Origin of the sequence: Romboutsia sp. (genome assembly GCF_051659545.1) — a bacterium.
Taxonomy (GTDB): Bacteria; Bacillota; Clostridia; order Peptostreptococcales; family Peptostreptococcaceae; genus JBOFOR01.
In genome coordinates, this window is the sequence record NZ_JBOFOR010000281.1 from 24,550 (window position 1) to 31,532 (window position 6,983).

At 27.7% G+C, this 6,983-nt stretch carries 9 protein-coding genes; 2 read left to right on the plus strand and 7 right to left on the minus strand.

Going from position 1 to position 6,983, the window contains the following annotated elements; genetic code table 11:
- Positions 1–107: 107 nt before the first annotated feature.
- From ilvA to ACRC03_RS16870, 5 genes are all read right to left on the minus strand, one after another.
- The gene (ilvA, locus tag ACRC03_RS16850; protein WP_438653761.1) at positions 108–1,319 is read right to left on the minus strand and encodes a threonine ammonia-lyase; all 1,212 of its coding nucleotides are present in this window, start codon (positions 1,317–1,319) and stop codon (positions 108–110) included.
- A 137-nt stretch (positions 1,320–1,456) separates the two neighbouring features.
- Complete coding sequence (locus ACRC03_RS16855) at positions 1,457–1,609, minus strand: hypothetical protein (RefSeq protein WP_438653762.1); 153 nt, start codon at positions 1,607–1,609, stop codon at positions 1,457–1,459.
- 30 nt (positions 1,610–1,639) lie between these two features.
- Positions 1,640–2,512, minus strand: a complete 873-nt coding sequence (locus ACRC03_RS16860) for a hypothetical protein (RefSeq protein ID WP_438653763.1) — start codon at positions 2,510–2,512, stop codon at positions 1,640–1,642.
- Between the two features lie 3 nt (positions 2,513–2,515).
- Complete coding sequence (locus ACRC03_RS16865; RefSeq protein WP_438653764.1) at positions 2,516–3,031, minus strand: sigma-70 family RNA polymerase sigma factor; 516 nt, start codon at positions 3,029–3,031, stop codon at positions 2,516–2,518.
- 188 nt (positions 3,032–3,219) lie between these two features.
- Positions 3,220–4,005 carry a DUF2812 domain-containing protein gene (locus ACRC03_RS16870; protein ID WP_438653765.1) on the minus strand — a complete coding sequence of 262 codons (786 nt, stop codon included), beginning with the start codon at positions 4,003–4,005 and terminating at the stop codon, positions 3,220–3,222.
- A gap of 248 nt (positions 4,006–4,253) precedes the next feature.
- Between ACRC03_RS16870 and ACRC03_RS16875 the strand changes: the two genes are divergently transcribed.
- Together ACRC03_RS16875 and ACRC03_RS16880 are read left to right on the plus strand one after the other, a co-directional pair.
- Positions 4,254–4,643 (plus strand): hypothetical protein, encoded by a 390-nt coding sequence (locus tag ACRC03_RS16875; protein ID WP_438653766.1) that lies wholly within the window; start codon positions 4,254–4,256, stop codon positions 4,641–4,643.
- 107 nt (positions 4,644–4,750) lie between these two features.
- Positions 4,751–4,888, plus strand: coding sequence for a hypothetical protein (locus tag ACRC03_RS16880; RefSeq protein WP_438653767.1), 138 nt, complete (start codon positions 4,751–4,753; stop codon positions 4,886–4,888).
- Between the two features lie 42 nt (positions 4,889–4,930).
- Here the strand turns inward: ACRC03_RS16880 and ACRC03_RS16885 are convergent, their stop codons facing one another.
- Both ACRC03_RS16885 and ACRC03_RS16890 read right to left on the minus strand, forming a co-directional pair.
- The gene (locus ACRC03_RS16885; protein ID WP_438653768.1) at positions 4,931–6,247 is read right to left on the minus strand and encodes a D-alanyl-D-alanine carboxypeptidase family protein; all 1,317 of its coding nucleotides are present in this window, start codon (positions 6,245–6,247) and stop codon (positions 4,931–4,933) included.
- Positions 6,248–6,484: 237 nt separating this feature from the next.
- Positions 6,485–6,622 (minus strand): glycosyltransferase, encoded by a 138-nt coding sequence (locus tag ACRC03_RS16890; RefSeq protein WP_438653769.1) that lies wholly within the window; start codon positions 6,620–6,622, stop codon positions 6,485–6,487.
- Positions 6,623–6,983 lie beyond the last annotated feature (361 nt).

The following is a 6,983-nucleotide window of genomic DNA, read 5'->3' on the forward strand; positions in this document are numbered from 1 at the left end:
GTACATCACTTATTCAAAAGGATATATTAATCCCCACTGGTTTCTTGCTTCATTTAATAAATGACTAACATCTTTTTATCATAAACATAATTGCATATTACAATTTTCTAATCGTCGATTTTAAACCCTGCTTCTAGCATGCTTGTTTTTATTTGTTCTTTATGTTCTTTATCGAAGGTTTCTATGGTAATTTCTACAGCTTGGGCTCCTAGTCCATATTTTGAACTTAACTTAGATATATTAGCTCTAAGTATATTTGCATTTAATTCACTTAATATACTAGTGATTTCACCTAAACCTCCTGGCTTGTCAACTATATGAGTTCTAAAGGTATATCTTCTTCCACATTTAACTAGACCTTTATCTATTACTCTATATAAGGTATTTATATCAACATTGCCGCCTGATACTATACATACCACATTTTCGTCTTTTTTAGGTATGTATTTGCCAGACCAAATCGCTGCAGTTGAAACAGCCCCAGCACCTTCAGCTGTTATCTTTTGGTATTCTAATAAAAATAGCATTGCCTGTGCTATTTCATCTTCTTCAACTACTATAATCTCATCTATTAATTCCTTAATCATGCTAAAGGTTAAGTCTCCAGGAGTTTTTACAGCTATACCATCAGCTATTGTTATATCTTTAAAGGCTGTAGTAACCACTCCTTTTTCGAGAGAGTGTTTCATAGAAGGTATATTAGCTGTTTGAGCACCTATTATTTTAATGTTAGGTTTTATAGCTTTTGCAGCTGTTGCTACACCTGCCATTATTCCTCCTCCACCCATTGGGCATATTATAGTGTCTACATTTTCTAACTGTTCTAGTATTTCTAAGGAGATAGTTCCTTGTCCTGCTATTACATATTCATCATTGAAAGGATGAAGAAATGTTGCTCCTGTTTCTTTTTGTACTTCAACTGCCTTTGCATAAGCATCATCATATACTAAACCACTTAAGATAACTTCTGCTCCATATCCTTTAGTAGCTGTAACTTTTGCAAGTGGTGCTGTAGAGGGCATTACTATAGTTGCTTTTATTCCATTCATTTGTGCACCTAGAGCAACTCCTTGTGCATGATTCCCTGCACTTGAAGCAATTACACCATTTGATTTTTCTTCTTCAGTTAGGTTGGCTATTTTGTTACAAGCTCCCCTTATTTTAAACGATCCTGTTATTTGAAGATTTTCACATTTTAGGTATATATTAGCTCCTGTCTTCTTGCTCATTTGTGCACTTTCTAGTAATGGAGTTTCTTTTACTATGCCTTTTATGGTTTCTCTAGCTTCTTTTATCATATCTAATGTAACTTTTTTCATAACATTTTCCTTCCTTAATTTTGTTGTATGTATTCATTATCTGCAAATACTAGTCACATTATATATGTTAAAATTAAACTATTGGTACATTTTATTTAAAACAAATTCTACAGGTTTACTTGGAGATGTATAACTACTTATTGTATTTTTTTATTATTTTTTAATTTTTCTAGTGCTTCTAATTTATCAAAATATTGATTACCACTATTATTTCCAACACTTATGTTCATTCCATTTTTCATTGGAGATAACAGAAAACCTAGTACGATTCCACCTAATAGGCAACACATACTTATTAGTATATTATTTTTATATTTTTATTAAAACTTAGGACCTTGCCCTAAATTTCTTTTCTCTACACTAAAGGTTTCCGTATTGCCTATTATCTTAGATATTTCTTTCATTTTACTTTTTGCAATATCTTCTCTATCATATGGACCTAATTGAATAATATACTTTCCATTTTCAGTTTTTTGCATTGCTAACTTTTCTTGTCCATACAACATTTCTTCTATTTGAGCTATTTCTTCTCCAAACTCATATTCACTAGTTCTAACAAAATATCCTAACTTATTTGGAACAGTTTTATTAGATTCTTTCACTTTTATTTGAAGCATGCCTGGATCTTTATGTTCTGTCAATTTAAGGTCTACATTTTTATTAAACTCTATAGCCATTTTGTAGCTAGAATCATCTAAAATCATAATATCGTATACATCTTTCACATAAGGTAGTTTTTTTACTTTATCCTCAAGGTGTATTTTTTCAACACGTCTTACACCATTAAATGTTATAACTAAAGTATAAGGATATTCCCTTTTTTCTATTTTATAATTAGGTGCATTTGCTACTATTTTATTGTTATCACTAAAATATATATTTATAGTATCCTTATCCAAAGAATCTATTATAACAGAGTTACCATCTGTGATTAAACCACCTTGTTTGTTTGTAGTAAAATCTAATACTTTTACTATTTCACCTACTATAGGTATTTTTATTAATTCATTTGCAAATACAGGTATATTAGATCCACCTATAAGTGTTATTCCGCTTATTAATACAATGGATGCTGCTTTAGGTATTGTAGATTTTTTACTATGTTGATGTTTTATTCCTTTTTTGATTCCCTTATCTATATATTCATAAACATTATCGGGCACTTTTACCTCGTCATAATCCTTAAAATTCATAACTTAACCTCCTTGCAATATTTGCTTTATTTGTTCTAAAGCTCGGTAGTGCCTTGTCTTTATAGTATTTTCAGGTTTTAACATTATTTTACCTATATCTTTAAATGTCAAATCACCAAAATATTTCAAAATCATTATTTCCTTGTCTTCATTATTTAGCTTGTCTAGTGCCATATGTATATCTACATTAGCTTCTAAATTTTCTCTAGTGCTGCTTTTATCTATATTTTCTTTGTAGTCTTCAATAGGTATCTCTCTTTTATGCTTTCTTAGATACATCATTGATTCATTTTTGACTATTTTTATTAGCCAGGTGTCAAAGTATTCTAATTCATTTAATTTTTTTAGGTTAATATAAGCCTTATATGTTGCTTCTGATACTATATCTAGAGCTATTGATTCATTCTTTACATAATAAAATGCTACTTTGTACATTTTCTCACTTCTAGATTTTAATAAAGTTGCAAAGCTTTCATTGCAGCCAAGCTTTGCATTTTCTATTAATTTATATTCATTCATTTTTTACCTCCCTGCTTCATTACACTAATTAGATGTTTCTAGAGTATAAATAGTTTCAAATTTATATTTATTTTAAAAAGGACTAAGTATAAACTCAGTCCTAAATATTTTCAATATTATATTCAATCTATCTACCATGTGTATTCTATTTCCTAATCTAGTATAGATTTAAATCTCATCAATTCTTTTTAAATCATTATATCTTTAGTTTTAATTATTTTAAAAATCTTATTTATGAAACTAATTATTGCTAGTATTGCTAATCCTGTAAATATATAGCCCATTGAATAACCAAAACTCATATTTAAACTTATTAAACAGATAATTAATATACCTAGCAAGTATATACATAAATCAAAACAAGCCATCTTTATTTTAAATGATTTAAGTGTAGGATAATGTATATCTTCATGTAGCTTTATGGATTTTTTATATTTAAAATACCATAGACTATTTCTTACTATTTCAATACTTGGCAAGAGTGTAAATACTAATAAGATAATAACAATAAACCAATAATAATTACCACATAGCTCTTTACCACTATATAATTTATTATTAAAAAGGTCATTATAACCATTACGTATAATAATTAAAATCCATAAAATATAACCAAATATATTTTGTACCATGGATTTTTCAACCTTTTTTAACATTAGTTCTTCTTCTATTTGTATAGGTGTAATATTTTCATCTTCTGAAGAAAATATATAATACTTGTCTATCTCACATACATACTTCCATCCTTTTGACTCACAATTTTTTCTATATTCTCCTACATACAAATCTGTAAATATATCTACTGCATACTTACACTTTTTAGGTTGAGCTTTTTTAAATTTAAAAGTTCCCATACTTCTATCATATAATACCCATCCTTCAAGGGCTTTTTCTTCTAAATACTTCTCTAGAGCTTTACACTCATTTTCTTTAAATGGAATTCGTTTAACAAGTACATTTTTATCTCTTTCCATAACAGACCCCCAATATTCTTGATTTTCTATTTTAAATTATACTTTTGTGTTCATAATTATATAGATTCAATATGATGTAAATATATTATAAGTTATAAGTTATAAGTTATAAGTATGAGCACACCCTATTTTACTTAAATAGTAGCATAGCATTTTGGAAGTTTCCATAAATTCAAATATTTTAGTATGTTCTCCAATTATATATACTAAAATAAAAATGTAAGTATTAAATTATTAGGAAGGAAAACATGAGAGAAATTATAAATCCCGACTTATACCATTGTTCTAGAAAAAGTAGTGATTTTTTTGAAGGTTGGTATTTCAAAATTGTTGATAATAGATTTACTCTAAATAATATAAATTTAGATTTAGAGTATACAAATGAAGCTAACATTAAAAATTATATAAAAGGAAATTTAGAATTTATAAATATTTTCAAGTGGAAAGATAATATAATAACCCCTGGAAGCATGGAATGTTATAGTCAAGTGTGTGCTCTAGATGGAGATATTCTAGGAAATCTAAATATAAATGGTGAGGATATAGATTTTAAAGGCTTTTTAATTGGTCTTAGAATTAAGGATAAGTTTTATAAATTTACTACTATTAATAATAGTAAATTAACTTTAAAAAAGTAGATAAAGATGTAAGCCTTGTTGTCGTTAGTAAAAATCTTAAATTAACTCTACAAACTCATACTAATGATAAAGAATTTGTCCTTTGCTATGGACCTAAAAATGGTCTTATGATTCCTTTGGTTAACGAAACTTTAAGCGCTACAGTTGATGTTTTATTAGAAAATACAAAGACTAATTCTATAATCTATAAAGGTACTGGCCTAAGTACTGGTGTTGAATATAAAGTTTTCAATAAAAAAAACTAAAGCTAGTTGTTTAACTAGCTTTAGTTTTTTTTATTAAGGTATCTATCTACGTCTATATCTTTTGTTCTTTCTATTTCTTCCCATTCTATTTCTTTTGTTTCTTGTATTTATAAATCTTATACTAGAACCTATTATTACTGCTAGTAAAATACCACCTACAAGGATAGCAGCATAAAGTGCTAGGTTAGTTTTAATTAAGTCAAACAATGATATATCTATTTTACCTGATATTTTTTCTTTGTGATTTGGTAAAGAAAGCTTTAATTCTATTTCTTTGTTTGCTAGTTTCCATGCATTTTTATCTTTGTTGTTGTACTCTAGTTTTGCATTTTTGTCATTGATATCATTTTTATAATACATTACATCTTTTGATGCTATTATAGGAGCTTGTACAGTTTTTTTAGGTCCTAAAAATCCAAAAGCCTTATATTCTAACTCAACTGTACCAATCTTTTCTCCAGCTTTTTTGTATACTTGTTTTTTAGCGTCATATCCGTAGTCTGCAATCTTTTTTGTATCATTAAACACATTTGTAGCATCTACTCCGTACTCTGATTTAAGAGCTACAGTAACTAATTTTCTACCATCTCTTTCAAAGAAACCAACAAAGCAATGACCTGCTTTAGTTTCATTTCCTGTTTTTCCACCTATGTTACCAAATTCACCAAGAATTTTATTTCTTGATTCAATATGAACAGGTGACCCTGATAAATCAATAGAGGTTTTTTTGTATTTCTCAGATATTATATCTCTAATCCATTCATTATTATAAGCTTCACTAGCAATTATTGCTAAATCATATGCACTTGATAAGTTAATTTCTTTACTCTCTGGATTTAGAGCATTACTCTCTAATCCACATGGATTTACTATGTGTGTATTTTCTAATCCTAAAGACTTAGCTTTATCATTCATCATCTTTACGAAATCTTTAGAATTTCCAGCTACAGAATCTGCCATTAAATATGCAGTATCATTAGCGGAAAAAATCAGAACTGCCTTCATAAGATCATTACTTGAAATCTTGTCACCTACATTTATTTTTTTGAAATTATTTAATGCTGTTTGAGTAGTTTTAAGTGCATCTTCAGTAAATGGAATTTCCTCTGTTTTTGAAGTATTCTCCGCAAAAATTAATGATGTTAATAATTTCATTGTACTTGCTACAGGTAGTTGTTTGTCCGCATTTTTTGATGCAATAACTTCTCCAGTATCCATATCCATAACTATTGCTGATTGAGCAATTATTCCTTGAATTTGTCCTGCATTATTTTGTGCATTAGCCACGCTATTAACTGTTGTTAATGTTAATATTAACATTGTCAATATTAGCGCCTTGAAAGTTTTTGTTTTTTTCATTTTAATCCTCATTTCTGTCTTATGTTACTAATTAGTGTAATCAGAGTTTATATTTATGATAAATAAAATTCTGTTATAAGATCTTTTTAATTATATATTTATTATATCGTAAATTTTCATTCTGCAAAGGTCTAATATCATTTGTTTTTATATTTTACTGTATTTATTAGTATTGTTATTTAATTATATTTTTAATCCTTATTTCTTATTCGGTATGGGATATCATAGTTTCAAGCCTTATACATAATTCTTCCCAAGTTTTATCCATCCTTTAACACCTGGTATATCTGTAGTTACAACATTACATCCACTTGCTAGGGCCTCTATTACAAAATGATGGCAACAAGAATAAGTTGGATTTTCTAAAAATCTCACCTAACTTTTCTTGTATTGGATAATATATATTCTTTTTCTAAATTATGGCTCATTATTTGTCTCAAGCAAGTACCATGGCATATTCCCACTACTGGTATGTGGTTTACTATTTCTCTAACATAGGCAGTTAGTAAGTATAAATGGTGGCATATTATAAAATAAGGTATCTTTTTTAAGTATTTTATTATTTTTTTAGCACAACAAAAGCCATAACCTATATTTATTCTGGTTATGGCTTTTATATTAATGATTTCATTATCTCTCTCCTATAATCTTCTTAGTATGAATTTTTATTAATATATTATTCATAAATACTTTTCTATGAAAGCTTTATTTTTTATAGTTCATTTATTCTTCATCA

Coding starts and splice junctions, on each gene's coding strand:
- ACRC03_RS16860 (WP_438653763.1), bottom strand. CDS start 2,512: ATGAATTTTAAGGATTATGACGAGGTAAAAGTGCCCGATAATGTTTAT.
- ACRC03_RS16885 (WP_438653768.1), bottom strand. CDS start 6,247: ATGAAAAAAACAAAAACTTTCAAGGCGCTAATATTGACAATGTTAATA.
- ACRC03_RS16865 (WP_438653764.1), bottom strand. CDS start 3,031: ATGAATGAATATAAATTAATAGAAAATGCAAAGCTTGGCTGCAATGAA.
- ACRC03_RS16855 (WP_438653762.1), bottom strand. CDS start 1,609: ATGTGTTGCCTATTAGGTGGAATCGTACTAGGTTTTCTGTTATCTCCA.
- ACRC03_RS16875 (WP_438653766.1), top strand. CDS start 4,254: ATGAGAGAAATTATAAATCCCGACTTATACCATTGTTCTAGAAAAAGT.
- ilvA (WP_438653761.1), bottom strand. CDS start 1,319: ATGAAAAAAGTTACATTAGATATGATAAAAGAAGCTAGAGAAACCATA.
- ACRC03_RS16880 (WP_438653767.1), top strand. CDS start 4,751: ATGATTCCTTTGGTTAACGAAACTTTAAGCGCTACAGTTGATGTTTTA.
- ACRC03_RS16870 (WP_438653765.1), bottom strand. CDS start 4,005: ATGGAAAGAGATAAAAATGTACTTGTTAAACGAATTCCATTTAAAGAA.